At 70.2% G+C, this 23,582-nt stretch carries 26 protein-coding genes and 2 pseudogenes; 17 read left to right on the forward strand and 11 right to left on the reverse strand.

Going from position 1 to position 23,582, the window contains the following annotated elements:
* Positions 1–128 precede the first annotated feature (128 nt).
* On the forward strand, positions 129–1,073 hold the full coding sequence (locus tag ACZ5WE_RS19245) for a hypothetical protein (RefSeq protein WP_467694580.1): 945 nt from the start codon (positions 129–131) through the stop codon (positions 1,071–1,073).
* A 116-nt stretch (positions 1,074–1,189) separates the two neighbouring features.
* Positions 1,190–1,942 (forward strand): type 1 glutamine amidotransferase, encoded by a 753-nt coding sequence (locus ACZ5WE_RS19250; protein ID WP_467694578.1) that lies wholly within the window; start codon positions 1,190–1,192, stop codon positions 1,940–1,942.
* A 3-nt stretch (positions 1,943–1,945) separates the two neighbouring features.
* On the opposite strand, the gene ACZ5WE_RS19255 is transcribed toward ACZ5WE_RS19250, so the two are convergent.
* Both ACZ5WE_RS19255 and ACZ5WE_RS19260 read right to left on the reverse strand, forming a co-directional pair.
* The gene (locus tag ACZ5WE_RS19255; protein WP_467694576.1) at positions 1,946–2,503 is read right to left on the reverse strand and encodes a GNAT family N-acetyltransferase; all 558 of its coding nucleotides are present in this window, start codon (positions 2,501–2,503) and stop codon (positions 1,946–1,948) included.
* Positions 2,504–2,630: 127 nt separating this feature from the next.
* Positions 2,631–2,948 (reverse strand): ArsR/SmtB family transcription factor, encoded by a 318-nt coding sequence (locus tag ACZ5WE_RS19260; protein WP_467694575.1) that lies wholly within the window; start codon positions 2,946–2,948, stop codon positions 2,631–2,633.
* Positions 2,949–3,072: 124 nt separating this feature from the next.
* On the opposite strand from ACZ5WE_RS19260, the gene ACZ5WE_RS19265 reads away from it, so the two are divergent.
* The gene (locus ACZ5WE_RS19265; RefSeq protein ID WP_467694573.1) at positions 3,073–3,393 is read left to right on the forward strand and encodes a putative quinol monooxygenase; all 321 of its coding nucleotides are present in this window, start codon (positions 3,073–3,075) and stop codon (positions 3,391–3,393) included.
* Positions 3,394–3,480: 87 nt separating this feature from the next.
* On the opposite strand, the pseudogene ACZ5WE_RS19270 reads toward ACZ5WE_RS19265, so the two are convergent.
* Positions 3,481–3,645, reverse strand: a pseudogene (locus ACZ5WE_RS19270) (IS5/IS1182 family transposase); the annotation flags it as partial.
* Positions 3,646–3,820: 175 nt separating this feature from the next.
* Positions 3,821–4,075 carry a DUF6332 family protein gene (locus tag ACZ5WE_RS19275; protein ID WP_467694571.1) on the reverse strand — a complete coding sequence of 85 codons (255 nt, stop codon included), beginning with the start codon at positions 4,073–4,075 and terminating at the stop codon, positions 3,821–3,823.
* Positions 4,076–4,178: 103 nt separating this feature from the next.
* Here ACZ5WE_RS19275 and ACZ5WE_RS19280 point away from each other — a divergent pair.
* From ACZ5WE_RS19280 to ACZ5WE_RS19290, 3 genes and pseudogenes are all read left to right on the forward strand, one after another.
* Positions 4,179–4,525, forward strand: a pseudogene (locus tag ACZ5WE_RS19280) (GNAT family N-acetyltransferase).
* 165 nt (positions 4,526–4,690) lie between these two features.
* On the forward strand, positions 4,691–4,891 hold the full coding sequence (locus tag ACZ5WE_RS19285; protein WP_467694569.1) for a hypothetical protein: 201 nt from the start codon (positions 4,691–4,693) through the stop codon (positions 4,889–4,891).
* A 208-nt stretch (positions 4,892–5,099) separates the two neighbouring features.
* The gene (locus tag ACZ5WE_RS19290; protein ID WP_467693945.1) at positions 5,100–5,999 is read left to right on the forward strand and encodes a LysR family transcriptional regulator; all 900 of its coding nucleotides are present in this window, start codon (positions 5,100–5,102) and stop codon (positions 5,997–5,999) included.
* A gap of 90 nt (positions 6,000–6,089) precedes the next feature.
* Here the strand turns inward: ACZ5WE_RS19290 and ACZ5WE_RS19295 are convergent, their stop codons facing one another.
* Together ACZ5WE_RS19295 and ACZ5WE_RS19300 are read right to left on the reverse strand one after the other, a co-directional pair.
* Positions 6,090–6,860 (reverse strand): oxidoreductase, encoded by a 771-nt coding sequence (locus tag ACZ5WE_RS19295; protein WP_467693943.1) that lies wholly within the window; start codon positions 6,858–6,860, stop codon positions 6,090–6,092.
* 186 nt (positions 6,861–7,046) lie between these two features.
* Positions 7,047–7,616, reverse strand: a complete 570-nt coding sequence (locus ACZ5WE_RS19300) for a TetR/AcrR family transcriptional regulator (RefSeq protein WP_467693942.1) — start codon at positions 7,614–7,616, stop codon at positions 7,047–7,049.
* Positions 7,617–7,686: 70 nt separating this feature from the next.
* Between ACZ5WE_RS19300 and ACZ5WE_RS19305 the strand changes: the two genes are divergently transcribed.
* A complete protein-coding gene (locus tag ACZ5WE_RS19305) occupies positions 7,687–8,625 on the forward strand; it encodes an NADP-dependent oxidoreductase (RefSeq protein WP_467693940.1) in 939 nt (312 codons plus the stop codon).
* Positions 8,626–9,080: 455 nt separating this feature from the next.
* Here the strand turns inward: ACZ5WE_RS19305 and ACZ5WE_RS19310 are convergent, their stop codons facing one another.
* Positions 9,081–9,965 (reverse strand): NAD(P)-dependent oxidoreductase, encoded by an 885-nt coding sequence (locus tag ACZ5WE_RS19310; protein WP_467693938.1) that lies wholly within the window; start codon positions 9,963–9,965, stop codon positions 9,081–9,083.
* 228 nt (positions 9,966–10,193) lie between these two features.
* On the opposite strand from ACZ5WE_RS19310, the gene ACZ5WE_RS19315 reads away from it, so the two are divergent.
* The 7 genes from ACZ5WE_RS19315 to ACZ5WE_RS19345 all read left to right on the forward strand — a co-directional run bounded on the left by ACZ5WE_RS19315 (position 10,194) and on the right by ACZ5WE_RS19345 (position 19,006).
* Positions 10,194–10,796 (forward strand): LmrA/YxaF family transcription factor, encoded by a 603-nt coding sequence (locus ACZ5WE_RS19315; protein WP_467693936.1) that lies wholly within the window; start codon positions 10,194–10,196, stop codon positions 10,794–10,796.
* A 243-nt stretch (positions 10,797–11,039) separates the two neighbouring features.
* Positions 11,040–12,152: a LacI family DNA-binding transcriptional regulator gene (locus tag ACZ5WE_RS19320; protein WP_467693935.1), complete on the forward strand. Its 1,113-nt coding sequence runs from the start codon at positions 11,040–11,042 to the stop codon at positions 12,150–12,152.
* 77 nt (positions 12,153–12,229) lie between these two features.
* The gene (locus ACZ5WE_RS19325; protein ID WP_467693933.1) at positions 12,230–13,840 is read left to right on the forward strand and encodes an FAD-dependent oxidoreductase; all 1,611 of its coding nucleotides are present in this window, start codon (positions 12,230–12,232) and stop codon (positions 13,838–13,840) included.
* A gap of 86 nt (positions 13,841–13,926) precedes the next feature.
* Positions 13,927–16,056 carry a hydantoinase/oxoprolinase family protein gene (locus tag ACZ5WE_RS19330; RefSeq protein ID WP_467693932.1) on the forward strand — a complete coding sequence of 710 codons (2,130 nt, stop codon included), beginning with the start codon at positions 13,927–13,929 and terminating at the stop codon, positions 16,054–16,056.
* Entirely contained in the window at positions 16,053–16,661 is a 609-nt protein-coding gene (locus tag ACZ5WE_RS19335; RefSeq protein WP_467693931.1) for a hypothetical protein, read from the forward strand. Before ACZ5WE_RS19330 ends, ACZ5WE_RS19335 begins: the two co-directional genes overlap by 4 nt.
* Positions 16,662–16,665: 4 nt before the next feature.
* Entirely contained in the window at positions 16,666–17,946 is a 1,281-nt protein-coding gene (locus ACZ5WE_RS19340) for a TRAP transporter large permease subunit (protein WP_467693929.1), read from the forward strand.
* Positions 17,947–17,974: 28 nt separating this feature from the next.
* Positions 17,975–19,006, forward strand: coding sequence for a hypothetical protein (locus tag ACZ5WE_RS19345; protein WP_467693927.1), 1,032 nt, complete (start codon positions 17,975–17,977; stop codon positions 19,004–19,006).
* Between the two features lie 94 nt (positions 19,007–19,100).
* On the opposite strand, the gene ACZ5WE_RS19350 is transcribed toward ACZ5WE_RS19345, so the two are convergent.
* The 4 genes from ACZ5WE_RS19350 to ACZ5WE_RS19365 all read right to left on the reverse strand — a co-directional run bounded on the left by ACZ5WE_RS19350 (position 19,101) and on the right by ACZ5WE_RS19365 (position 21,272).
* The gene (locus tag ACZ5WE_RS19350) at positions 19,101–19,256 is read right to left on the reverse strand and encodes a hypothetical protein (protein WP_467693925.1); all 156 of its coding nucleotides are present in this window, start codon (positions 19,254–19,256) and stop codon (positions 19,101–19,103) included.
* A gap of 112 nt (positions 19,257–19,368) precedes the next feature.
* Positions 19,369–19,809: an STAS domain-containing protein gene (locus ACZ5WE_RS19355; RefSeq protein ID WP_467693924.1), complete on the reverse strand. Its 441-nt coding sequence runs from the start codon at positions 19,807–19,809 to the stop codon at positions 19,369–19,371.
* Positions 19,810–19,895: 86 nt separating this feature from the next.
* Positions 19,896–20,477, reverse strand: a complete 582-nt coding sequence (locus tag ACZ5WE_RS19360) for a dihydrofolate reductase family protein (RefSeq protein ID WP_467693922.1) — start codon at positions 20,475–20,477, stop codon at positions 19,896–19,898.
* Between the two features lie 123 nt (positions 20,478–20,600).
* Positions 20,601–21,272 (reverse strand): enoyl-CoA hydratase-related protein, encoded by a 672-nt coding sequence (locus ACZ5WE_RS19365; protein ID WP_467693920.1) that lies wholly within the window; start codon positions 21,270–21,272, stop codon positions 20,601–20,603.
* Positions 21,273–21,451: 179 nt separating this feature from the next.
* Between ACZ5WE_RS19365 and ACZ5WE_RS19370 the strand changes: the two genes are divergently transcribed.
* The 3 genes from ACZ5WE_RS19370 to ACZ5WE_RS19380 all read left to right on the forward strand — a co-directional run bounded on the left by ACZ5WE_RS19370 (position 21,452) and on the right by ACZ5WE_RS19380 (position 23,580).
* Entirely contained in the window at positions 21,452–21,751 is a 300-nt protein-coding gene (locus ACZ5WE_RS19370) for a DUF6506 family protein (RefSeq protein ID WP_467693919.1), read from the forward strand.
* Positions 21,752–22,009: 258 nt separating this feature from the next.
* On the forward strand, positions 22,010–22,531 hold the full coding sequence (locus ACZ5WE_RS19375; protein ID WP_467693918.1) for a GNAT family N-acetyltransferase: 522 nt from the start codon (positions 22,010–22,012) through the stop codon (positions 22,529–22,531).
* Positions 22,532–22,620: 89 nt separating this feature from the next.
* A complete protein-coding gene (locus ACZ5WE_RS19380; protein WP_467693916.1) occupies positions 22,621–23,580 on the forward strand; it encodes a GNAT family N-acetyltransferase in 960 nt (319 codons plus the stop codon).
* Positions 23,581–23,582 lie beyond the last annotated feature (2 nt).

The following is a 23,582-nucleotide window of genomic DNA, read 5'->3' on the forward strand; positions in this document are numbered from 1 at the left end:
TGAAGCCCCGAAGCGGGAACGCGTGCCATCGCGTTCCCGCTTCCGGCTCTCAGCCCTGGTGACACCCACCCGGTTTCGGCCAGTAAACTGCGCGCGCTCAGAAGCGTCGCAGGAGGCGAGGGGGAACCGTGGCACACGGGGGATTTCAGGGCTGGGGACCGGGGAACGGCCAGCCTCAGGGCGGCGGCCCGCATCCGTACGGACCTCAGGGAGGCGGCCCGCATCCGTACGGACCGCCGCAACCCGGGCCGTACCCGCCTCCCCACCCGCAGCCGTATCCGTACCCGCCGCAGCCCGTCCGGCGGCGGCGTTCGGGGTGCGCGCTCTTCTTCGTCTCGCCGCTCATCCCGTTCATCCGCTCCGCCCGCCGCCGCGCCGAGGCGATTTTCAACCAGCCCGGCGCGGGCCGCGTCGCGGACCCGCTCGTGACGAAGGTGCAGCTGGGGCGCGCGATCGCCGGCGCGGCCGCGAGCTTCCTCCTCGTCTACACCTATGGCGCGGACGACGGCTGGAGCGGGGTCGCCAACGACGGTGTCGTGAAGCTGATCCTCGCCCCGCTGCTGCTCATCTTCACCGGGCCGCTGGTCGTCCTGGGCTTCATCCGCTACGCCCCCGCCGCGCAACGCCGCGTGCTCCGCTCCCGGCTGCGGGCGCCCCTCAAGGCCGTGGCCTGGTACGTCGGCATCCTGGTCGGTGTCGTGCTCGTGCTGGCGGGCAGCGCCCTGGTGCTCAAGCAGAACTACGGCACGCTCGTGAACGGCCTCATCGCGCTCGCTCTCCTCATCGGTCTCGTCTGGCTGCTGCCGTTCCTCCTCTTCGCCTCCGCCTACGCCGCCCGCTACGCCTTCAACACGTCCAACGTGCACGCCGCCCTCCCGGCCGCGCTCACCGTCGTACTCGTCTGGGAGCTGATGCTCTTCAGCGTCGCGCTCGAAGGCGGGCTGCCGCAGGGGCCGCCGGCCGCACAGTGGTGCGCGGTCCTCGGCGGCCCGGTGTCCGTGACCCTCGTGGCCCTGTGGGAACTGCATCGCATGCGTACCCGCCACGGCGTCCGTATCCGCACCTACGGATGAGGTGACCCGAGTGCGGTCGTGGGACGGCCGCCACCTGCCTGACCAGGCCCTGACCTGCCACGTTACGGTGTGAGCCGTCCCGTTTTCCGATTCCTCGCCCCGCAGGAGACCCCCGCATGCCCGCGCGCACCGTCCTGATCCTTCAGCATGTCGAGGTCGAGAAGCCCGGCCTGATCCTGGACGCGCTGGAAGGCAGCGGTCTCGCCCTCGCTATCCGGAATCTGATCGACACTCCGGGCGCCTCGGCCCGCGATCTGCCGCCGGTGTCCGAGTTGGCGGGACTCGTCGTGATGGGCGGTCCCATGAACGCCGACGACCTGGCGGCACATCCGACGTTGAAGCTCGAGCGTGACCTTCTGGCCGACGCGCTGCACGCCGGGGTCCCGACACTGGGAGTGTGTCTGGGCGCCCAACTCCTCGCGCGCGCCCAGGACATGACCGTGCGGACCGGCGCCGCTCTCGGCCGGGGGAGCGAGATCGGATGGGCTCCGCTGCACGACGTGGACCGCGACGATCCGGTCGTCGGACCGCTGGCCGACGCTCCCGCCGTGCTCCACTGGCACGGCGACCGCATCGTTCCCGCCGAGGCCACTCGCGTCCTTGCCAGGACCAACACCACCGAGTGCCAGGCGTTCCGTGCCGGGCCGGCCGCCTGGGGGCTCCAGTTCCACCTGGAGGTCACCCCGGCGCTCCTGGACGACTGGCTCGCCGAGCCGTCCTTCGTCACCGAGGCCGTGGAGGTCCTCGGAGCCGATGCCGAGGACCGGCTGCGGGCCGATGCCCGTGCCGTGGCCGCGGAGCTGCGTCCGTCGGCCGAGCGGAGCCTGGCGCATCTGCGGCGCCTCTTCGTGGAGCGCGCCGGCCGCTAGGAGCTAGCGCTCGTCGAGAACCATCTCGCGCTCCACCTTGGAGGGGTCGCCCTTCATCGGTACGGTCTCCCCGGAGCGCACGAATCCGTACCGCCGGTAGAAGCTCTCGGCCCGCGCGTTGTCCTCGTGGACGTACAGGCGTACCCGCGCCACATCCGGCACCGACCACGCCCACCCGACGGCCGCCTCGAAGAGCGCGTCGATCACTCCGCTCCCGCGGTACTCGGGGCGCACGAAAACGCCGGCGAGGTGCGCCTGGCGCTGCTGAATCGGCCCGCCGAACACGGCGTCGCTGCCCGCGTCCTCGATGAGCACGGTCACTGAGCCGCTCCAGATCCCGTCCCGGTCCTCGGCCACGAACTGGCGCACCCGCGTCCCATCGGCTGCCCTCTCGGCCCGCTCCTGCCAGAAGGAGTCCGGCTCCGCGGCGGCCTTCTCGTACGTGTCGAGAAAGGCGATCGGAGCCACCGGGTCCCGCAGTGACGAGAGCCGCAGCTCTTTCACCTTGGGCCACTCATCGGCACGTATCGGACGGACGGAATCGCGGGAGGCCTGGTTCATGCTGCCGCACCCTACGTGGACTTCGCCCGGGGCGCCGCGGCATTTACGCAGGTCCACGGTCCACGGCTCAGCGTCCACGTTGTGTGGTCCGCGGCAGGCGTCGACGGGGCGTCGAGGCTCGCGCGGCTCACTCCTCCGGCTCGGCTGTCACCACCCCCAGGAGTCCGGGAAACCGCTGCTCCAGATCTGCCCGGCGCAGAGTGGCCATCCGGCTGTTGCCGCGGGCGACCTGCTGGATCAGCCCGGCCTCGCGCAGCGCGCGGAAGTGGTGCGTGACGGTCGCCTTGGAGACCGGCAGCGCGAACGAACTGCACGTGCGCGCCGTGCCGTCGGGCGCGGCGGCCAGCTCGCGCACCACGCGGCGGCGCAACGGGTCCGCCAGCGCGGCGAGCACCGGGCCGAGCCGCATCTCCTCGACGCTCGGGTGACCTTCGTCGTCGGGCATACCGGACGTCTCCCTTCAGGTACGGCTTGCATCGTACCTATGGGCCCGCTAGCGTCCGTCCGGCACCCAGGTACGAGATCCATCGTACCTACCCGTTGGGGCATCTATCGAGGAGAGAACTCTCATGGACCAGCCGTTCACACTCGTCGGCACCGCCCGTCCCAAGCCCGAACGCGCTGCCGAGCTGAAAGAGCTCCTGCTCTCGTTCGTCGAGCCGACGCGGCAGGAACCGGGCTGCCTGGAGTACCACTTCCACGAGGACCGGGACGAACCCGGCGTCTTCGTCTTCTACGAGGCCTGGCGCTCCCGGATCGACCTGGACGCCCACCTGGCTCTCCCGCACATGCGGGCCTTCTGGGAGCAACGGATGGACTATCTGGAGTCCGACCTCGACGTCCGTTTCCTGACGATGCACAGTCCGTACTGGTCCGCGGTCGAGGCCTGAGCAAGTGTTCTGGTCCCGGGCAGTCGGCAGTCCGCCCACAAGCAACACACTTCGAAAATCGCTTGTGCTGCCTACTTGGAGGTCATCTCATTTGGCGAGTCTGCGGTAGCAGACGAGGGTGCGGGCGATGCTGGTGAAGGCAGGGAAGTGCTCTGCCTTGCGTTCGTAGCGACGGTGGAGCCGTCGGCAGCCGACGAGCCAGGCCATGGTCCGTTCGATGGTCCACCGGTGCCGTCCGAGCCACTGCGAGGTAACACGATCGCCACCAGCACCTCGCGGTCACCGTGGCGACGTCGGCCACCACCCTGCGGTCGCGATGGCGCTTCCGGAACCACGCGCTGAAACAACTGCCACAACTCATCCGGCACCAACCGCTCATCGATCCCCACGCCGGGAGGCTACTGACCGCAAGGGGGAAGGGCCGTAGTCAGCGGCCCATCCGGCGCTGCTTGTCGAACCGAAGCAGCACCCGTGCCAGACGCCACACTCCGGCCACCGCTCCGAGCAGTGCGCCCCCTGCCAACATGCCTCTCTCTGCCGAGCCAGAGAGGTCCAGGGCCAGGGCGAGAGTCCAGGCGACGGCGAAGATCACCCCAGCCAGCACGGCGGCAGTCACCAGGGCGAAAACGATCTCGACCGTCATTGCGTCCTTTTCCCACCGCGACTCACGCCCCATGTCCATGCTGCAAGTCTCACATCGCGGTCAAGTCACCGCGCCTGCGCCTGGCCGCTGACTCTCACGGGCGGCTCGATCGCCAATTGAGATGAATTCTTAGAGTGCGGGCATGCCAGTTTCGCCACACCTACAAGAGATCACCCCTGACAACTTCGAGACCGCGATCAATCTGAGGGTCCGTCCCGACCAGGAACATCTGGTGGCACCCGTAGTGAAGTCACTCGCCGAGGCATACGTCCACCCCGGCACATCGCGGATGGAAAGCAGGGCCGGGGCTACGGGCGCTTCGCAGTGGAGTCCGTAGCCGCCGAGATCCGGCGCAGAGGTGGCACGCACCTGACTACCACCTGGCATCTCGGACCGGATGGCCCCGCGGGTTTCTACCTGGCGCTCGGCTTCCGACCAACTGGCGAGACCAGCGGAGACCAGACGGTGGGCACGCTGGAGCTGGACTGAGAGAAGCCGCCAAGAACCAAACCCGCGACAAGAGATGAACCGATGGTTCGGTCCTGGTGCGTGGATCCAGCCAAGTTCGGTTCTGATCCGGCAAGTTGCTGCCCATCGTTGCCCCTCACACCTATGGTGGTGGGGAATCGACTGGGTGTCTGGGGGGTGAGACCGATGGCGTTCACCGAGATTGCCGTAGCTGTGATTACCGCCGGGCCTGCCTATATCGCGGTCTGGTTGACCGCACGCAAGGCCCAAGGCGAGCCGGCGCAAACGCAGGCCTGTGCGCAGCACGCCGTCTGTGAGCAGTGCACGGGTCGAACCTCGACGGACAAGGCGCCGGGCGGTGTGATGGTTTGGGCTTTCGCGGCCTGACCGGACCTGCCCCTCCTCTTCGGTGTACCGCGGCGGGCCCGCCACCTTCAGGGTGGCGGGCCCGCCGCCTAGTTGGAGCCGCGCGGGGCTCAGCCCCAGGTGCGCGTGGGAATCTCCGTCAGCGGAACTGAGTTGCTCACGACTGCAGCGGTTGCGACGAACATGACGGGGTGGACTGCGGTCCGCCGCGGGGAGAGGACCGGAGTCGATGAGCCTTCGTCAGTACGAGTACGCCCTTGCCGTCGCCGAAGAGGGTTCGGTGACGGCGGCGGCGGAGCTGCTGCACGTGGCTCAACCGTCGGTGTCCCAGCAGATCCGCGGCCTGGAGCGGGAACTCGGCGTGGAACTGTTCGCCCGCACGCCGACCGGCCTGGTGCCCACCGCGGTCGGCCGCGCGTTCCTCCGGGAGGCGGAGGTCGCGGTGAGCGCGTCGCGGCGGGCGAGGGCGACGGCGCGGGCCGGTGCCGATGAGCTGGTGGGCGAGCTGGTGGTCGCGGTGCAGATGGGCTTCGGCACGCGGCAGTTGCCGGGCGCGTTGGGCGCGCTGCGTCGCCGGTTCCCGCGCGTCGAGGTCAGCGTCTTCGAGGAGCCGAGCTCCGCCGAGCTGGAACGGCTCGGGCGTCGGGGCGTGCTGGACCTCGCCCTGATGGCGGCGTGCGAGCAGACCCCCGCAGACGCCCATCACCTCGGAGACGAGGAGTTCGTCGTGGTCCTGGCCGCCGGGCACCGGCAGCTCGCCGGGGACCGGGTCGAGCTGCGCGAGCTGGTGGGGGAGCCGTGGGTGAGGTTCGACCGCGACAGTGCGCTCGACGGCGTGCTGCTTGACGTGCTGCGGCACAACGACGTGCCCCCGGCCACGGCCGCCCGCGTGTCGCAGACGGCCACGGCCGTGCGGTGGGCCGCCCAAGGGCTGGGGGCGACACTCGTCCCTGCCTCCGCGGTGCCCCGCGAACACGAGCACCTCGCCCGCCCGGTGCACCCGGTCGTTTCCCAGCCCGTCATCGCCGTGGTCCGGCACGCCGCGGGCCCGGCGGAGACGGCCCTGCTCGAACTCCTGCGCAAGGAGACCTGGTCCACCGGGTCCGCTGTTTCCTCACCGGTTTCCTGACGGCTGAAGATGCCGAGCAGGCTGAAAGGGAAGGGGCGGGGCGTCCACCGAATTTCCTTTTGTCGAATTTCCCTTCCTGAATGCCTGGCGTCAGCCCCGGGGGAATTCACCTCCGTCGACTACGAGATTGCTCCCGGTCAGCCAGCTCGCCCGGTCGGACATGAGGAACAGCATCGCGTGGGCGATGTCGTTGGGCATGCCGTCGCGCCCCAGCGGAGGCCTTGTGGTGTCCTGGCCCGGCCCCGCGACCAAGCGCGCCCACTGCTCGCGCGTCGCTTCGCCGCCAGGGGTGGCGGTTCTGCCCGGAGATACGGTGTTGACCCGGATTCCGAACGGTGCCAGCTCCGACGCCAGCCCCCGGCTGTAGGCCTCCAGCGCCGCCTTCGCCGTCACGTAGTGCAGGAACGGCGGGGCCACGGTGGGGACCGCGGCCGATGAGACGTGCACGACCACCCCCGAACGCCGTTCCCGCATCCCCGGTGTCAGCAGCGAGTTCAGCCGCACCGACGCCAGAAAGTTCAGGTCCAGCGCGTTCTGCCACTCATCGTCGGGGATGGCCGAAGCGCTCTTGTACGGTTGCGCCCCACCCGCGTTGTGGACCAGGAGGTCCACCCCGCCGAGCACCTTCTGCGCGGCTGCGGCGAGCGCCTCCGCTCCGGCCCGTGTCCGCACGTCGGCCTCCACGAAAGTGGCCCCGTCCGGCACCGTGTTCGTCGCCGACCTGGCGGTCGTGAGCACCTCGGCGCCGGCGTCCAGGAGCCGGCGCACGACGGCCGCTCCGATTCCGCGAGAACCCCCTGTGACCAGGGCCCGCTTTCCCGCGAGTTCCTTCGTTTCCGATCCGTCCTCAACCGTGGTCATGCCACCGGTCCTCTCCATTGCCTATTCGTCTGTTCGACCTGTTTCACGGTAGATCCGGAAAAGAACGAGAGGCAAAGACGAAATGACAGCAGGCGCTATAGGGAATTCCTATATACGAGAGGGAGGGAGACGGAGAGGGGGAGAGACGGAGAGGGGGAGGGGGATGGGCTCGACGTGGAGGAAGGGTCAGGTGGCCTTCCAGGCCGCCTCGATCATCAGGAAGATCTCGTCCACCGCGACCTCAGGATCGGCCGCCTCGCGGGCCACCGAAAAGGCGTCGATCGCGAACCTCGCGATCGCCCGGCAGGCCGTCGCGGTCCTGGCCAGGTCGGGATCGGCCGCGATGGTCGTTGCCAGCGACTCGGCGTGGCGCAGCCTCATCGACTCCTCGTACTCCCGCAGGGCGGGTGAGCCGTCGATCATGCGCCAGATCGGGTCGGCGCCGTCCGCCGTGCAGTGTCGCACCAGGGCCAGGATCTCGCGGTGCAGCGCGGGGATGAGCGGCTCATGAGGTGCTCGGTCGGTGACCGCCTGAGAGAGGCGTTGCTCGAAGTTTTCGTCCTGCTCGAACACCAGCGCTTCTTTCGAGGCGAAGTGGGAGAAGAGCGTGGTCACGGCCACGTCGGCCTCGGCGGCCACGTCACGGATGCCCACTGCCTCGTACCCGCGCTCCAGGAAGAGCCGCAGGGCGGTGTCAGCGATCTTCTGGCGGGTCGCGGCCTTCTTGCGCTCGCGACGTCCTGGCGGCACGGTCATTCGCTGATGCTATCAGTTGCAAAGTCGTAACCGTTGTTAAACACTAACGGTTAGTGTTATGTTCGGTGGCATGAAGAGAGTGAGCTTCGCCGAGTTCGGCGGTCCTGACGTTCTGCAACTCGTGGACGCCGAGGAGCCCCATGCGGGCCCCGGCCGGATACGCATCGCTGTGCGGGCGGCGGGCGTGAACCCCGTCGACTGGAGGGTCCGCGAAGGCCAGGTCCTGGGGGCCCACCCGATCGAGTTGCCCGCCGGAGTCGGACTGGACGCCTCCGGGGTGGTGGACGAGGTCGGTGAGGGCGTCGAGGGAGTCAAGGTCGGGGACCATGTCTTCGGCGAAGGGTCGAGTACCTACGCCGAGTTCGCCGTGCTGGGGGCCTGGGCCCGCATGCCGGAAGGGCTGACGTTCGAAGAGGCGGCCGGTTACCCCTCCGTGGTGGAGACCGCCCTGCGCGTCATCGGTCAGGTCGGTGTGCGGCCCGGGCAGACACTGCTGGTCAGCGGTGCGTCCGGGGGAGTCGGTTCAGCGGTGCTGCAGATCGCCCGCGAGCGCGGCATCCACGTGATCGGCACAGCGGGGGCCACGAACCAGGACTACCTGCGCAGCCTGGGTGCCGTCCCCACGACGTACGGCGAGGGCTGGGTCGAGCGGGTGCGGCAGCTCCATCGGGTGGGGCCAGGTCGCGTGGAGACAGGAGACGACGAGCTCGGTCACGTGGATGCGGCTCTCGATCTGGCCGGATCGGGCGTCATCCGCGAACTCGTCGAACTGACCGGGGATCCACGGAAGGTGATCTCCATCGCCGACCTCGGTGCGCCGGACTTCGGTGTCCGGTTCTCCGGCGTGGCCGGGAGCGTGCCGGAAGCACTCGCCGATGCCGTCGATCTCATCTCGCGGGGAAAGCTCCACATCCCGGTCGAGAAGTCGTACACGCTCGCCGAGGCCGCGGCAGCGCACATCGACAGCCAGGCCGGCCACACGCGTGGGCGCCGGGTCCTGGTCGTCTGAGCCGATTCCTGGGTAGTCGCAGGGTCGGCGGGTTGAACTCCGCGGCGGCCGCGAACGATCTGCTCCCCTTCGCTGAGTGCGCTGAGTCGCGCCGAGTGCGCCGAGTCGCGCCGAGCAGTGATGGCTGCAGGTCTGCCAGCCGGTACTCGCGGCCTGTGATCCGCGAGATCGGCGACTCGGTCAAGTTGCCCGGCAGAGCAGTTGGTGGGGTTGCCTGGCTGACCCAGGTGTTCGCCGGTGGCGGGGCGATGGTCCTCGGCCGGGCGACCGTCGTCGACCTCCTCGCAGGGATGGTCTCTCCAGGGATGACCTCGTTTCCGGAGCCGGCTGCTGGAGCCACCCTGCTCCGGAGTCGTCTCCGGAGCCACCCTGAGCCGGCTGCTGGAGCCGCCCCGATCGGGGCTGGAGCCGCTCCGATCCAGGTGCACCCCGATCCAGGTGCACCCCGGCTCCGCTCAGCCTCGGCGCGCTCCGTCCGTCCGGGTCTCCAGCGCGCGCAGTACGGCCACCATGTCCTCGCCGCCGTGGCCCTGGGCCACCGTCTCGTCGAAGAGGGTGTGGCACACGTCGAGGAGGGGCGAGGCCAGGCCGGCCTTGCGGGCGGCATCGGCGATCAACTGGTTGTTCTTCAGGACGTCCTTGGCCGCCGCCTGGACGGCGAAGTCGCGGGCGAGCAGCTTGGGTGCCTTCCCGCGGGAGACGGAGCTGGCCATCGGGCCCGCGTCCAGGACCTCCAGGAACCGGCGTCGGTCGAGCCCGTGGCCGTCGGCGAAGTGGAAGGCTTCGGTCAGCCCGGTGACCAGCGTGATCAGAAACAGGTTCACCGACAGTTTCATCAGCAGGGCGCCTGGTACGTGACCGCAGTCGAACGTCTGTCGGCACATGGGGGCGAGCAGGGGCCGCACTGCCTCCACGGCATCGGCGTCACCCGCCAGCATCGCCACCAACTGCCCCTGCTCCGCCGGGACTCGGGAGCCGGAGACGGGGGCCTCGACGTATCGCCCGCCCGCGGCCCGGATGTCCTCCTGAAGGCCGTACGAGTACTCGGGCGACGTAGTGCCCATGGGAACGATGACGTGCCCGGCGACGCGCGCGGTGAAGTCCGGGGCTCCGCGCCCCAGGACCGCGTCGAGGGCCGTCTCGTCAGCCGGCATGAGGATCACGACGTCGGCGCGGTCGAAGACCTCTGGGAGGCTCGCCGCGACTTCGGCTCCGGCGGCACGCAGGGGTGCGCAGCGGGCCGGGGTGCGGTTCCAGACGACGAGGGGAGCGCCCGCGCGGGCGAGAAGGAGCGCCATGGGCTGCCCCATCACCCCGAGTCCGACGAAGCCTGTGTACACGAGGCACCTCCGCTTCCGGCCCACGCAGACGCGTCGCCGTCGTCGACTATGACAGTCGTCATAGTAGCCCCGCTCTATGACGGTGGTCATAGAGTGGCTTCCGGAAGTGGAGGCTTCTGGAAGTGGAGGCTTCTGGACCTGGTGGCTTCCGGAAGTGGAGGCTCCTGGACGTGGAGGCTGCCGGAACTCGGCGCCTTCCGGGGGCGCACACAACAGTGGAGGTCGAACATGGCGGTGTCAGGGCGAGGGCCGCGCGAGCGGATGGTTTTCAGCGCGGCCCAGCTCATCCGGCGCGACGGCGTCGCCGCCACGGGGATGCGCGAAGTCGCCGCCCACGCACAGGCGCCGCGCGGCTCGCTCCAGCATCACTTCCCCGGCGGCAAGGAGGAGTTGGTCAACGAGGCGGTTGGCTGGGCGGGCCAGTACGCGAGCCGTCGTGTCGGCCGCTTCCTCGCCGCTCTGCCCGAGCCGACCCCCAGTGGACTGTTCGCCGAGATGGTGCGCCAGTGGACCGACGAGTACCGCACCGCCGGGTTCGCGGGCGGTTGCCCCGTCGCCGCCGCCACAGTGGACTGCGCGGAGACCAGCGTGTCCACGCGGGAGGCCGCGTCCACCGCTTTCGCCACCTGGGGCGGCTCGGTGGCCAGGGCTCTCGCGGACATGGGTGTCCCGCAGGCGCGGGCCGAATCGCTCGCCACGCTCATGATCAGCTCCCTGGAGGGGGCGATTCTGATGGCCCGGGCCGAGCGGGATGTCCGTGCTCTCGCGACGGTGGCCGAGGAACTCGGGCCCTTCCTCGATGCCGCGGTGAGCACGCCACAGTCGCAGTGAGCACGCCAATGCCGCGGTGAGCACGCCACAGTCGCGGTGAGCACGCCACAGTCGCGGTGAGCACGCCAATGCCGTGGTGAACACCTCGATGTCGCGGTGAGCACGCCCGACTGACCTTCCTCGCGGACCTGTTCGGCCCGCGAAGAAGAAAGTTCGTTCCTCTCTCTTGACCCGTGGTCCGGTGCCGCGCACAGTACTCGTTAATGCGCATAACTAATACGCATTAACGACGGAGGGGCAGCGGTGGACGAACCCAAGAAGCGGGCCGGAAGAGGTCGTGCGTCCGCCCCCGTAGGGCGCACCGGGCGCCCGCGCCAGGCCGAGGTCGCCAGGCTCGCGGGAGTCTCGCAGGCCACGGTCTCGCTGGTCCTCGCAGGCAAGAAGCAGGGCGTAGCCATCTCCGACGAGACCCGGCAGAAGGTGCTCGACGCGGCCGCCGGTCTGGGCTACGTGCCCGACCCGGCCGCCCGCCGCCTCGCGGCGGCGCGCAACGGCTTGCTCGGTGTCTTCAGCTTCACGGCCACCTTCCCCACGGATGTGCAGCACTCGTACTACCCGTTCCTGGTGGGCGTCGAGCAGGAAGCCGCCGCGCAGGGATACGACTTGGTGTTGTTCACCGGGTCGAGTACCGGCGGCGCCGGAGCCACCGGGCCGCACGCGCTCCACCGGGCGCGGCTCGCCGACGGTTGTCTCTTCCTCGGCCGCCACGCGCCGGTTGACGAACTGCGCAGGCTCGTGGACGACGGGTTTCCCGTGGTCCACCTGGGCCGCAGGAAGGAACCGGAGGGCCTTGCCTGGGTCGGTGCCGACTACGTCAGCGCGAGTCGCGAAGTCGTCAACCGGCTCGCCGCTCTCGGACACCGTCGCATCATCCTCGTACGCGAGAACGACGACGCACCTGCTTCGACCGACCGTGAACAGGGCTTCCTGGAGGGCCTGGAAGCCGCCGGGCTGCCCGGCGGGCACGCTGCCGTGTTCCGCAGCGAGGATCCGGAACGCGAGTTGGGGCCCGAGCGCCTGCGGCAGTGGGCGGCAGAGGGTGTCACCGCGTTCGTGGCCGAAGAGACCGACAGCGGCGGGGCCTGGCGAGCGCTGAGCACGGCCGCCCGCGACGCCGGCCTGCGGTGCCCCGGCGACATCTCCCTCGCGGTGCTCGGCAGCCCGCCCCCGGACCTCGCGGACGGGCCGCAGCCCACCGGATTCGACATCCCCCGCGCGCAGTTGGGCGCGGTGGCCGTACGCCTGCTCGCCACACTCGTCGCCGGCGAGGACGCGCCCGACCCGCTGGTGGCCTGCACCTTCCGGCCCGGCGCCAGCACGGGCCCCCCGCCCGAGGTGCGCCCGGACACCGCATGACGGCCGTGGGCAGCCGCGCGCCACCGTGGGCCGGACTCCCGCAGCACGACCACGTACAGCACAGCACTAGGAGAACCGTGATCCCTGAACCGGACATCCTCATCGTCGGCGGCGGTCTGGGCGGTGTGGCCGCCGCGCTCGCCGCCTGCCGGGCAGGCCGGACCGTCGTCCTCACCGAGGAGACCGACTGGGTCGGCGGCCAGCTCACCTCCCAGGCGGTGCCGCCGGACGAGCACCCCTGGGTGGAGCAGTTCGGCACGACCGCCTCGTACCGCAAGCTGCGCGAGTCCATCCGGGACTACTACCGCCAGTGGTACCCGCTGCGCTCGGAGGCGCTGGCCCTGACCGGTCTCAATCCGGGAGCCGGCCGGGTCAGCAAGCTCTGCCACGAGCCCCGCGTCGCCCTGGCCGTCATGGAAGGCATGCTCGCGCCCCATCTCGCGTCGGGACGGCTGACGCTCCTCACCGAACACTGGGCCGTGGCCGCCGGGTCCGACAACGATGTCATCACCTCGGTGACCCTGGAGAACCTGCGCGACGGCGAGCGCACCACCCTTCACGCCCGATACGTCATCGACGCCACCGAGACCGGCGAACTCCTCGAACTGGGCAACGTGGAGCACGCCATCGGCGCCGAGTCACGTGCCGAGTTCGGCGAGCCGCACGCACCCGAGGAAGCCCAACCCCTCAACCAGCAGGGCATCACCGTCTGCTTCGCGCTCTCCCACCACGAGGGCGAGAACCACGTCATCGACCGCCCCGTCGACTACGACTTCTGGCGCTCGTACCAGCCCGGCTTCTGGCCGGGCCCGCTCCTCGGTTTCCTCGCCCCGGACCCGCGTTCGCTCGAAGCCGTCCCGCGCGGGTTCGTACCGAACCCGGAGATCGACCCGCTCGCCGTCAACGCCGACCAGAGCGCCGACGCGGGCGACAAGGAGCTGTGGGGTTTCCGCCGCATCCTCGCCCGCAAGCTGCACCGGCCAGGAGCTTTCGACTCCGACATCACGCTGGTCAACTGGCCGCTCAACGACTACTGGTTGAAGCCGCTGATCGGCGGCGGTGGGGAGACATCCGCGCAGGCGCTCGCGGAGGCGCGGCAGTTGTCGCTCTCGGTCCTGTACTGGCTCCAGACCGAGGCCCCTCGTGAGGACGGCGGAACCGGCTTCCCCGGCCTGCGCCTTCGGCCCGACATCACGGGCACGGCGGACGGTCTGGCCAAGGCGCCCTACGTGCGCGAGTCGCGGCGGATCAAGGCAGTCACCACCGTCACCGAGCAGGACGTCGCCATCGACGTCGTCGGGCCCTACGGGCGGACCGCGTACCGGGACTCCGTGGGAGTGGGCAACTACCGCATCGACCTGCACCCCTCCACCGGCGGCGACAACTACATCGACATCGGCTCGGTGCCGTTCGAGATACCGCTCGGCGCCCTCGTGCCCCGCCGGGTCCGCAATCTGCTGCCCGCGGGCAAGAACATCGGCACCACGCACATCACCAACGGCTGCTATCGCCTCCACCCCGTGGAGTGGAACATCGGCGAGGTCGCAGGCGCCCTGGCCGCGCACTGCCTGGCCGAAGGCGTCGAACCCCACCAAGTCCAGGGCGAGGACAAGCGGTTCGACGAGTTCGCCCGGCTGCTCGACCGGGACGGTGTGCAGCGCCACTGGCCCGACGTACGCGGCTACTGACCCGCGGAAGTGCCGGGTGGGACAGCTCCACCTGTCCCACCCGGCCCGCCCGCGCACCGCCAACCCGCACGAGGAGGTGCCCAACCATGACCACCCACCGCATCCGCGTCGGCATCGACGTGGGCGGAACCTTCACCGACGCCGTGGCTGTCGACGCCACGACCCTGGAACTCCTGGGACAGGTGAAGGTCCCCACCAGCCACCATCACGAGGACGGCGTGGCCCACGGCATCGTGGAAGCACTGAGCCGTCTGCTGGAAGAGACCGGCCGCGCACCCGAGGACATCGCCTTCCTGGCGCACGGTACGACACAGGCTACCAACGCCCTGTTGGAGGGCGATGTCGCCACCGTGGGTCTGATCGGCATCGGGACAGGTCCCGCCGCGGCCCTCACCCGCAGGCTCGCCGCGTTCGGCAAGCTCCAACTCACCCCGGGCAAGAGCCTTCCGCTCGTCTACGCCCACGTCACGGACCCCGAGGACGCGGCGGCCGTCCGGCGAGCCGCCGACTCGCTGGCGCAGGAGGGCGCCCAAGTCCTGGTGGCCACCGAGCCGTTCAGCGTGGACCGGCCCGAGGGGGAGCAGTCCGTGGTGGCGGCGGCGCGTTCCACCGGGCTCCCGCTGACCGCCGCCCACGAGATCACCTCTCTGTACGGGCTGCACAAGCGCACCCGTACGGCCGTGGTCAACGCGGCGATCCTGCCGCGCATGCTGGCCACCGCCGACCTCGTCGACAGTTCCATCACCAAGGCAGGCGTCGACTCCCCACTGATGGTGATGCGCTGCGACGGCGGCGTGATGTCCCTCGACGAGATGCGGCGCAGGCCGCTCCTCACGGTCCTCTCGGGCCCCGCCGCGGGCGTGGCCGGCGCCCTGATGCAGGAACGGATCAGCGAAGGCGTCTTCCTGGAGACCGGCGGCACCTCCACCGACATCAGCGTCGTGCGGCGCGGCAAGGTCGCCGTCCAGCACGCCACCATCCTCGGCAAGAAGTCCTACCTCAACGCCCTGGACGTACGCACCGTCGGAGTCGGCGGCGGTTCCATGGTCCGGATCGGCGGCGGCAAGGTGACCGGCGTCGGGCCGCGCAGCGCCCACATCGCCGGGCTGCCCTACGCGTGCTTCGCGACCCTCGACGACCTGCGCGACTCCAGGCTCACCACCATCCGCCCCATGCCCGACGACCCGGCGGACCACGCCGTCCTCGACGCGGCGGGCGGCCGCTTCGCACTCACCATGACGTGCGCGGCCAACGCGGCAGGGCGTGTCCCCGAGGGAGACTTCGCCCGCAGCGACCAGGAAGTCGCTCGGGCGGCGATGGCCCCGCTCGCCGACGCGCTCGGCGTGGACCTGACCACCGCGGCCCACCGACTCCTCGACGTGGGAACGGCCCAGGTCAAGAAGGTCGTTGACGCGATGATCCGCGACTACCGGCTCGACCACGACACCGCACTGCTCGTCGGCGGAGGCGGCGGGGCCGCGTCGGTCACCCCGCACCTGGCCGACGTCAGCGGGCTTGAAGGGCGCATCGCCCGCCACAGCGAGGTGATCAGCCCCATCGGGGTCGCGCTCGCCCTGGTCCGCGAGCAGATCGAGCGGACCATCCCCGGAGCCGGGCAGGAGCAGATCCTCGCCGTGCGGGCAGAGGCGGAGGCGGCCGTCGTCGCGCAGGGCGCCGCCGCCGACGGAGTCGAGGTCGAGGTCACCGTCGACCCGCAGACCAGCACCGTGCGGGCCGTGGCAACCGGCGCCACCGAACTGCGCACCCAGGACCGGGCACACCGGGCGGACGAGACGGAGCGCCTGCGGACCGCGGCCGCCAGCCTCAAGACCGACCCGTCCCACGTCACGGTTCTCGCCGGGACCTCCTCCCACACCGTGTACGGGACCGACGTGCGGCGCACCCTGCGCGCCACCCGGCATCCGGTACGGATCGTCGACGCCGACGGCGTCATACGCCTGCACGTCCCCGACGCCCGTGTGGAGACCACCCGGGTCGCCGACGCCCCCGACGTACTGGCCAAGCTGGTGCGCGAGACCACCTCGTACGGCGACGGCGGCGTCCGGGCCCCCGCCGTGCGGCTGCTGCTCGGCTCCCGGATCGCGGACCTGTCAGGTGTGCTCGACCCCGAGCCGCTACTCGCGCTCGCCCGCAGTGAACTCGCATCGCGGGCCGCCGACGAGCCGGTCATCGCCGTCCTTGAGGTACGCATATGAGCACGCCATCGCGCGCCTCCACGAGCACCGCCACCGCGCCCCCGCCCGAGACCCGCGACGACCTGGACCACGCGGTCGATTTCCTTGCCGCGACCCCCACCCACGAAGGCCGCGACGCGCGACTCCTTCGCCAATGGGCGCGCACGGCCGAGGAGTTCGGCGCCGCACTGGCCCCCGTCCCGTGCCGGGCCAGGATCGTCGAACGCTCCGACGGCCTGGAGCGCCGCCTCCTTGCCCGCTACACGTCACGGCCGACGCCCACGGTGGAGCTCTACACCGACACCCTCGCGGCGGCCGAAGCGCTGATCGACGAACGGGGCTGGCGGCACTGGTACCCCCCGGGATCGGTGCGCGCGGCGGCCCTCGCCCACGAATCCGTGCACGAACACCTCCACCACGGCCCGGCGAAGGAAGCGCTGAAGCGGGCCCTCGGCCACGTCGTCCTGCGCGCGGGACGGTTCCGGCTCTACGGGCACGTGGCGGGCGCGGAGGAGATCGCCGCCCACGCCCATGCCCGGACCGTCTGCGGGCTCGGCCGCAGCCCCCTTCTCCTCACGGCCGCCCTCGGCGACGCCGTGACCGACGAGACCCACAGAGAGAAGTAGCGCCATGGGCGTTGTCATCCTGATCGTCATGGCGGCGGGTGTCGCCGCGATGCTCACCCGCAAACTCCCCACCGCCTTCGCCCTGGTGCTGCTCGGCGTCGTCATCGCCCTCGTCGCCGGTGCGCCGCTGACCGGCAAGGAGAGCGTCTTCGACACCGTCCTCCAAGAGGGCGCCCCGATGCTCGCCTCGACGATGATCGCGGTCCTTCTCGGATCGTGGCTGGGCAGACTCCTCGACGAGACCGGCATCGCCGGGACCATCGTCCGCAAGATCGTGGAGTTCGGCGGAGACCGGCCCACGGTCGTGGCACTCGGCGTGCTCGCCGTGTCCGCCCTGGTCGGCACGGTCACCGGTTCGGCGCCCGCGGCCATGCTGGCCGGCATCATCGGCATCCCCGCGATGGTCGCCGTGGGCATCCCCAAGGTCACCGCGGCGGGCACCATCCTGATGGGCATCGCCGTCGGCGTGCCGTTCGAGCTTCCCATCTGGCAGTTCTTCTCGACCGCCCTGGACCTGCCGGTCGCCACGGTGCGCGGGTTCATGGTGAAGCTGTTCCCGCTGGCCCTGGTCGCGGCCGTCGCCTTCGTCCTCGTCGAGTCCCGCCGTCGCGGAGTCGAACACACCTGGGCGCTGAAGACCGCCGTCGACAACCGCCGGTCGCGCCGTGAACGTCTCGGCGACGCGCCATGGTACGCGCTCCTCACCCCCGTCGTGCCGCTGGTCCTGGCCCTCGGTTTCGAACTGGCCATCATCCCCTCGCTGCTGGCCGGTGTGCTCTACGCCCTGATCACCACGACCAGGCCGCGCGAGATGAACAAGCGCCTCCTTCGCACCCTCTACGGCGGCTTCGAGGTCGCCGCGCCCCCCATCGCGCTGTTCATCGCCATCGGGATCCTGCTCGCCGCGGTGAAACTGCCCGGCGCCATCGAGGCGCTCGAACCGCTGGTCAAGGCCGTCAGCCCGCAGAACCCGGTGCTGTTCGTCCTCGTCTTCACCCTGCTCGTACCGCTCTGCCTCTACCGGGGACCGCTGAACGTCTACGGCCTCGGCGCGGGCATCGCGGGCGTCCTCATCGCGGCCGGCATCTACCCCGCCGTCGCCGTGCTCGGCCTCGCCGCCTCCTACAACCAGGTCTTCGGCGTCGCCGACCCCACCAGCACCCAGACCGTGTGGAGCGCCCAGTACGCGGGCGTCGGCCCCCAGCAGGTCATGGTGCGCACCCTGCCCTACGTGTGGGCCGTCGCCCTCGGCGGATTCTGCGTCACCGCCGCCACCTACCTCTGACATCCAACTCCCGGGACGGAGAGCAGAAATGAACGAGCCGCGACACGACACCGAGCAGCACAACCCCCGGCCCTTCCCCCGCCGCGTCCTCCTGCGCGGGGCGGCCGCCACCGGCACAGCTCTGGCCTTCGGCGCGGGCACGGCCGGCACGGCCGCGGCTGCCCCCGGCGGCATCCCCGACTACGCCTACGTGAAGACGGTCCTGAGGCCCTCGGACCTCGCGTACAACCCCACGGGCGAGATCATCTTCCCGTGCCTGCGCGGCACCGTCGGCCGGGTCTCCGGCGCGCTCGGCCGTTACTACCTCTACTACGCACCGCACGACGCCCCCGGCGGCATCTGCCTGGCCTACGGCGACTCGATCGAGGGGCCCTTCACCGAGTACGCGGCCAACCCGATCGTCACCAACAACTGGCAGCCGCACTACAAGGTCAGCCACGTCTCCTCGCCTCACGTGCTGTGGAACGAGGACGCCAAGGAGATGTGGCTGTACTTCCACGGCGAGAACACCACCACCCGCCTCGCCCGTTCCAAGGACGGCATCCACTTCACGTACGACAAGGCGGTGCTCTCCACCTCGATGCTGCCGAGTGGTACGACCGAGACGTCCTACGCCCGCGTGTTCCGTCACGACCTGCCCTCCCGGGGCGCCCGCTACGTGATGCTCTTCATGCTGAACAACACCACCAACCACCGGGAAATCGCCTGGGGTTGGTCGGCCGACGGACGCGACTGGACCTTCGACCAGACCCCGCTGATCCGCCATGGAGAGGTCGGAGCGCAGAACGTGGGCGGGCCCCACCTGCTGACGCGCGGGGACAGCGCCTACGTCGTCTACAACACGGACAAGGGCAGCGGCGGCGACATCCTGATCACCGAGGTCGGCAAGGACTTCTCGCGCCGTGAGCACCTCGGGGTCTTCCACGACTCGATGACCGGTGCGCCGGACAACGGGCGCAGCGCGTCGCCGAGTTTCGGAACGGAGAACGGCGTGCCCTACATGATGTACGAGGCGGGGGAGCGGCTTCAGGGCGCGATAGCTCTGGCTCGGGCGAAGTAGCCCTGGCCGGAGCGGAGTTGCGCCCCCCCGAGTCCGAGGGCATCGTCCACGCTGATGATGCCCTCGGGCACATCCGGTGGAGAGCGGGCACGCCTCAGTGTGAGGTGATGGTCAACGCGGTCAGGGAGCCCCCGGAGCCGGCGATGACACGGAGCGCCACATAGCGGGCTGTGCGGTCGGTGCGCAGGATGCCGCGTGCCGACAACCGCGCGGAGCCGTCGTACGTGCGGCCGTCCAGAGTGCACTCCACCCACGCAGCCAAGGGGGTTTTCACCGGCGGGCAACTCTGTGCCGAGGGGCTGCCGGTCGAGCTGTCCGAGAACACGTCGAAGGGCAAGGCCTTCCGGCTGGCGGCGAGGTGATCAGGGGCCGGGGGGCGGGGTGTCGGCCGTCGCGCCGTCCGAGTGGGGTGAAGGCGCGGGCGGCCATGTGGGGCGGTGCGAGGGGGGCAGGGCAAGCAGAGCCTGGCCGACCGTGAGATAGCGGGGGAAGATTTCCGCGCTGCCGGTCAGCGTCAGGAGTTCGGCGAGGTGCCGCCCGGCTCCCGCGAGCAGAAGCTGGCCCTCGCGGCGCCTCAACAACCACCGCACCCCGAGCAGGCAGTTGAGTCCGCGGGAATCGCAGAACACCAGCGCCGTCACATCGAGTACGAGATGTCGGTGACCCGCCATGACGGAGGCGCCGAGCGTGCGCAGAAAGAACTTCTCGCCGCTCTGGTCGAGTTCACCGCTGACGCGCAGTACAGCGCACTCGTCGCACCGTGCGAGCTCGTGGATGATGAGGCGATGGGTCTGCGTCGACATCGCGCCTCCCTGTGGTCGCCGTACGGAAGCCCGTGTGCATGCAGGTGCACAATCTGCCCCGTCCCGGGTCCCCCGTCCATCCCTCCCTACGCCTCGCTCCTTCCATCCCGGCGCGGGACATAGCGCTGCAGCGTGATCCCGCTGCGGAAGGCCGTCGATTCTTCCAGCCGGAGCCGCGGAATCTCGTACCCCTCGGGGAAGAGACGCCGCCCGCGCCCCTGGACCACCGGGTAGACGAAGAAGCGGTACTCGTCCACGAGTCCCGCCTCGATCAGCGTGTGCGCCAGGGTGATGCTCCCGGTGAGCACGATGTCTTTGCCGCCCTGCGCCTTGAGCGTGGCCACCTCCTCGACCGCGTCACCGGCGAGCACGGTCGAGTTCGCCCACTGCGGGTCCTTCATCGACGTGGACACCACGTACTTGCGCACCTTGTTGAGGTAGTCGGTGATGCCGGTGGTGTCATCGGTCTGCTGAGGCCAGTAACCACGAAAGTCCTCGAACGTCCGCCGCCCGAGCAGCAGGGCATCGGCGCCGCTGTCCTGCTGCCGGCTCGCCTCCAGCACATCAGCCATGTCCACGTCGCCCTGGCCCTGCGGGTCGAACCAGTCGGTGATCATCTCGATCGAACCGTCGACGGTGATGTTCTCGGTAATCGCCAGCGTGCGCATGCCGTACCTCCGGTGGGAGTGCGTCTCACCCTGGGTGACTGTGCGGGAGGTCGGGAATCATCGGCGCCGGGAGCGTCGGTGTGCTGGTGGGCTGGTGTGCTGGTGGGGCCGGTGCCGTCCGTGTCACCCGAGTGGGTTGTCCTTGTCCCGCAGAGCGGTCAGGGCGGGGGCGTACATGCGGGTCTTGATGGTGCCGAGGGTGGGGCCGGCCTTGTCCAGCTGGGAGCGGGCGATCTCCACCGCCGTGCGCCGTACGGCATCCTCGTCCACCGCCCGGTCGACCACGGCGGCGGCCAGGGCGTCGTGGCCGCCGTAGCGCCGTGCGGTCGTCATGGCCTCGTGCGCGGTCTGCGGGGTCAGCCTGGCTTGGATGAGCGCGGACATGCCCGGAGTGAAGGGGATGTTGATGTCGGCTTCGGGCAGACACCAGTAGCCCCGGTCGGCACGCATCACGCGGAAGTCGTGGGCCAGCGAGAGCATCGCTCCGGCCGCGAAGGTGTGCCCCTGCAGGGCGGCCACGGTGACGACCGGCAGGGCCAGCATCCGCGCCAAGAGGTCCTGCACGCTGGTGACGTAGTCCTGGTGCTGGTCGGCGTGGGCGAAGAGCCAGTCCAGATCGAGGCCGTTGGAGAAGAACCTGCCCGTCGCGGCGGTCACCAGGGCGCGGGGCCCCTCCGCCTTCTCCACCTCGTCGAGCGCCGCCTCGACAGCCACGAGCCAGTCGGGGTGGAATCGGTTCTCGCCGTCCCCGAGGTCGAGCATGAAGACGTCGTCCTGGCGGTCGAGCGTGGGCATGGCGGCTCCCTCGGGCGTCGGGTCAGTGAGCCTTCCTGGCGTCTCCGAGCTGAGCCGACCTTGGAGTACTGATCGGTAACTTATGGGGGATGGCATAGAACATGCAAGGGGTCCGGCTGCTCGGCCGGGCACCACGTCGATGACCGATCCGGGTGACCGGGATTGAGGGGGCTGTATTCATGGCGCTCACCAGCTGGGGCTTCATCTACACCGCGGCAGGCAGCGAGGCGAGTGGTGACGTGAACGTCGTCGACACGGGGGAGTGCCGCACGGTGCTCGTGGGGGTGCCCAAGCCGGAGGACGGCATCGAGGCCGCGCGCCGTCTGGTCGGTGAGGGTGTGCAACTGATCGAGTTGTGCGGAGGGTTCGGGCCCGTGTGGGCCGGGCGCGTCATCGAGGCGATCGACGGCGCGGTCCCGGTGGGCGTCGTCGGTTACGGGCCCGAAGCGGTCGACCAGGTGCACGCGATCTTCTCCTGAGCGCGCGGGCGGGGCGGGCTCGGCCCTCCCCGCCCGGAGCGGCCGGATGGTAAGATCGTCGGCGTTCGTGTGATCCGGATCGATGATGTTGGGAGTTGGGGCTGATGACCGCGCTCAAGGCCACTGCCATGCGCACCGCCCGGACCACCCTCACGTCCCGGGCCGTGGCCTGACCTCAGCCGGATTCGCCCTCGCGGGAGCGTGAGCTCGCGGGGCGCCACCCACACGGACCCACCATGAAACGGATCTCCATCCATCATGAGCAACACCATGAGCAACCCCTGGATCACTCGCGCCGAGACCAGCGCTGACATCCCCGCCATTCGCGCCGTCGTCGTCGCCGCGTTCGACACCCCGGCGGAGGCCGACCTCGTCGAGGCGCTGCGCGCCGACGAGGCGTGGCTCGACGGACTGTCCGTCGTCGCCACCGACCAGGACGGCAAGGTCGTCGGCCACGCGCTGCTGACCCGCTGCCACATCGGGGACACCCCGGCCCTGTGCCTGGCCCCCGTCGCCGTGCTCCCCGAGTACCAGAAGACCGGCGCGGGTTCCGCGGCGATCCGCGCCGCGCTCGACGTGGCCAAGGGCAGGGGCGAGCGCTTCGTCACCGTCCTCGGGCACCCGGCGTACTACCCGCGGTTCGGCTTCAGCCGTGCATCGACGTACGGCATCGGCCTCAGCATCGACGTTCCGGACGAGGCCATGATGGCCCTCGCCCTCGACGCCGGTCACCCGCTGCCCAGCGGCACGGTGCGCTACGCCGCGCCGTTCGGTATCTAGCCGGCCCCGCCGTGCCGGGGCCCCGCGGCCCCGGCACGGCCCCGAAAAGTCCGTTGCGGCCCCACTCCCCGGCACCGGAGAGTGGGGCCATGACCCCGCCCGCCACGCTCCCGTCCGGCCTTACGCTGCGCCCTGCGACGTTCGAAGACGCGGCGGCGATGTGCGCGCTGCTCAACGAGATCGACCTGCTGGAGATAGGTCGCCCCGACGCCGAACTCTTCGAGGTCCAGGCTGACTTGAAGCATCCGGATGTCGATCTGGAGCATGACTCCTGGCTGCTTTTCGACGGCGGCCTGCTGATCGCGTACGGCCTGCTGTGGGATGACTCCGGCGGCGAACGGATCGACACGGAGTACTTCACGCTGCCCGAGCGGCCCCAGGCCTCCCAGTATCTGCTCGACCAAATGGAGACGCGCGCGGTCGAGCGTGCCGCCGCCAACGGAGCGGACCGGGCGGTGGTGCACCTGCACCTCAACATCGCCCCCACCGTGGACCTGTGCGCGCTGCGCGGACGCGGTTGGACGACGGTCCGGCGCTACAACTCGATGGTCCGCCCGCTGTCCGCGGACGCGGACCGGCTGCCCGAGCCGCCGCCCGGTGTGACCCTGCGCCCCTGCCTGGCCGAGCCGGACCGCGTGCGCGCCCACGCACTGCTGCAGGAGACCTTCGCCGATCACTTCGACTTCCACCCGCGTACGTACGAGCAGTGGATGGACGACATCGACGGCGAGTGTGCCGACTGGTCCCTCGTGTGGATCGCGCACGTCGACGGCGTGGGGGACGCGGCGGTGCTGCGCACCCGCAACGACCGCACGTCGATGGCCTGGATCGGCCACCTCGGAGTGCTGCGCCAGGCCCGGGGGCGCGGCCTGGGCAGCTACCTCCTGCGTCATGCCTTCGGCCACTACGCGGCACTGGGACGTGACCGGATCGGCCTCGGTGTGGACACCGACAACAGCACGGGCGCGCTCGCGCTGTACGAGCGCCACGGCATGACCCTCGACTTCGCCCTTCAGGCCTGGGAGTTGATCCGGCCCGTCGCGCGCTGAGG

Source organism: Streptomyces sp. NPDC033180, assembly GCF_055577645.1.

Coding starts and splice junctions, on each gene's coding strand:
- ACZ5WE_RS19250 (WP_467694578.1), top strand. CDS start 1,190: ATGCCCGCGCGCACCGTCCTGATCCTTCAGCATGTCGAGGTCGAGAAG.
- ACZ5WE_RS19255 (WP_467694576.1), bottom strand. CDS start 2,503: ATGAACCAGGCCTCCCGCGATTCCGTCCGTCCGATACGTGCCGATGAG.
- ACZ5WE_RS19260 (WP_467694575.1), bottom strand. CDS start 2,948: ATGCCCGACGACGAAGGTCACCCGAGCGTCGAGGAGATGCGGCTCGGC.
- ACZ5WE_RS19265 (WP_467694573.1), top strand. CDS start 3,073: ATGGACCAGCCGTTCACACTCGTCGGCACCGCCCGTCCCAAGCCCGAA.
- ACZ5WE_RS19275 (WP_467694571.1), bottom strand. CDS start 4,075: ATGGACATGGGGCGTGAGTCGCGGTGGGAAAAGGACGCAATGACGGTC.
- ACZ5WE_RS19285 (WP_467694569.1), top strand. CDS start 4,691: ATGGCGTTCACCGAGATTGCCGTAGCTGTGATTACCGCCGGGCCTGCC.
- ACZ5WE_RS19290 (WP_467693945.1), top strand. CDS start 5,100: ATGAGCCTTCGTCAGTACGAGTACGCCCTTGCCGTCGCCGAAGAGGGT.
- ACZ5WE_RS19295 (WP_467693943.1), bottom strand. CDS start 6,860: ATGACCACGGTTGAGGACGGATCGGAAACGAAGGAACTCGCGGGAAAG.
- ACZ5WE_RS19300 (WP_467693942.1), bottom strand. CDS start 7,616: ATGACCGTGCCGCCAGGACGTCGCGAGCGCAAGAAGGCCGCGACCCGC.
- ACZ5WE_RS19305 (WP_467693940.1), top strand. CDS start 7,687: ATGAAGAGAGTGAGCTTCGCCGAGTTCGGCGGTCCTGACGTTCTGCAA.
- ACZ5WE_RS19315 (WP_467693936.1), top strand. CDS start 10,194: ATGGCGGTGTCAGGGCGAGGGCCGCGCGAGCGGATGGTTTTCAGCGCG.
- ACZ5WE_RS19330 (WP_467693932.1), top strand. CDS start 13,927: ATGACCACCCACCGCATCCGCGTCGGCATCGACGTGGGCGGAACCTTC.
- ACZ5WE_RS19335 (WP_467693931.1), top strand. CDS start 16,053: ATGAGCACGCCATCGCGCGCCTCCACGAGCACCGCCACCGCGCCCCCG.
- ACZ5WE_RS19340 (WP_467693929.1), top strand. CDS start 16,666: ATGGGCGTTGTCATCCTGATCGTCATGGCGGCGGGTGTCGCCGCGATG.
- ACZ5WE_RS19345 (WP_467693927.1), top strand. CDS start 17,975: ATGAACGAGCCGCGACACGACACCGAGCAGCACAACCCCCGGCCCTTC.
- ACZ5WE_RS19355 (WP_467693924.1), bottom strand. CDS start 19,809: ATGTCGACGCAGACCCATCGCCTCATCATCCACGAGCTCGCACGGTGC.
- ACZ5WE_RS19360 (WP_467693922.1), bottom strand. CDS start 20,477: ATGCGCACGCTGGCGATTACCGAGAACATCACCGTCGACGGTTCGATC.
- ACZ5WE_RS19365 (WP_467693920.1), bottom strand. CDS start 21,272: ATGCCCACGCTCGACCGCCAGGACGACGTCTTCATGCTCGACCTCGGG.
- ACZ5WE_RS19370 (WP_467693919.1), top strand. CDS start 21,452: ATGGCGCTCACCAGCTGGGGCTTCATCTACACCGCGGCAGGCAGCGAG.
- ACZ5WE_RS19375 (WP_467693918.1), top strand. CDS start 22,010: ATGAGCAACACCATGAGCAACCCCTGGATCACTCGCGCCGAGACCAGC.
- ACZ5WE_RS19380 (WP_467693916.1), top strand. CDS start 22,621: ATGACCCCGCCCGCCACGCTCCCGTCCGGCCTTACGCTGCGCCCTGCG.